This window comes from Robiginitalea sp. (genome assembly GCF_049588695.1).
Taxonomy (GTDB): domain Bacteria; phylum Bacteroidota; class Bacteroidia; order Flavobacteriales; family Flavobacteriaceae; genus Robiginitalea.
In genome coordinates this window covers 1-1,555 of sequence record NZ_JBAVZJ010000375.1, presented here as the reverse complement: position 1 = coordinate 1,555, position 1,555 = coordinate 1, and the positions used below count along the sequence as shown (strand labels likewise).

Here is a 1,555-nt window from a genome sequence, read left to right as displayed (position 1 = left end):
GTGTCGTTGGTGAAAAGAGGTGTATCCATACCGAAGAAATGATTTTAACGGAAAAGATACATGAAAATTGAGGAATGGACTGAATTTAGGAACCGCGGAGTTAAATATTCAACCAGTAGGTCACCTTCAGGTTAATCGATCGCACTTTGGGGCTAAAGGTATCTACAAAGTAATTGTCTGTATAGACCAGGAATAAATCGGACAGGGGTGCAAACCGCCATTGTAACCGGGTGTTGATCCCAAGATTATCCCGCTGGTTACTGTATTGAATCAGGGTAGACCAGAAAAGGGATCTGGAGAATGTGATTTCAATCCGGGGCACGATCAGCCAAATGTCTGCGGAAGGGTAGGGGTCAGGAAGGGTTATTTGATCGTAATTTACCTGCAAAGACAGGAAGGCTTTGGGTTGAACCCGTACGGTCGCACCAGCTTCAATGGATAGGCGTTCCCCGTTAAAGAAGCCACCGATTGTACTCTGCCCCCTGAAAGAGAAAATCCGCCTTCGGTCGGACCCATAACTCAATCGAACCGTATTGTAGTGATAATCTGTATCGGCCGGCAATTCTAACCCATCAGATCCCGTAGGGTCAAAAGAGTCGAAAAGATACGTATACTGGCTGCGCCATTGCACTTCTGCCTGGGATTGATCCCGAAAACGGGCCTCCCAGGACCCACGGATAAAATAATCCGTCAGTTGCATATCCAGGGACGGGCTCCAGATCTGCTGGCCCACAACCTGGAATCTGTGATTGTTGAAGTAGCTGTTTTCAGGCCAGAAAGTCCGTGAAAATCCGGTGGTTCCCTTTAAAATATCATCCCTGCGTATAAAGCCGAGATCCGATCGGAAATTCTCACCAATATATGCCCAATCTGTAAATCCACCGTAATTCCTCGAATTGTAATTTACTGAGGCCCCCGCGGAGAGATCCTTTCCACTGACATCGGGCTGAAATGAGCGGTGCAGGTAAAATCGTCCGTTCCAAAGGTTGTCCACAGAGATCAGGTTGTAATCCACACCCAGTACCCGGTTAAACCGCTCCTCCCGTGTAATAAAATCATCACTGCCAAAAGCCACCCTGTTGATAAGATAAAATCCGATGTTGGACCGGGCAAAGACCACGTGTTGGAGGGCCAGCATGGTATTGTTAAAGGCAGGAATCTCATTGGCTTCATCCTTTTGGGTGTGGATGTTGAAGAAGCCAAGGCGAAATTTGGGATTGAGCTTCCCACTGAGCCTTACACCTCCTAAAATAGGATTTTCAATAGTGTTGCCCGCCGTATCCTGTGCGATTCCAATTCTGCGCGAAAAAAATGGATTGGCATCCCTGGCGCCTCCAAAATCTGCAAATAGATCGTTGTTGTCTATAAAGAACTGCCTTTTTTCAGGCAGCCCCACTTCGAACCGGCTTAGATTGGTTACCTGGTCATCCACTTCTACCTGGGAAAAATCCGGATTGACCGTGACGTCCAGATTCATACTATTTCCAATGGAGAGTTTCGCATCCGCACCAACTTTAAGTCTGTTCTCCTGGTTTTGATTCTCCCGGTCGTTAAA

General features: G+C 47.2%; 1 protein-coding gene. It reads right to left on the bottom strand.

Annotated elements, in window-relative coordinates:
• Nucleotides 1–100 precede the first annotated feature (100 nt).
• On the bottom strand, nucleotides 101–1,555 hold a 1,455-nt coding region (locus tag WBV75_RS08950; protein ID WP_424120283.1), incomplete at its 5' end, for a DUF5916 domain-containing protein.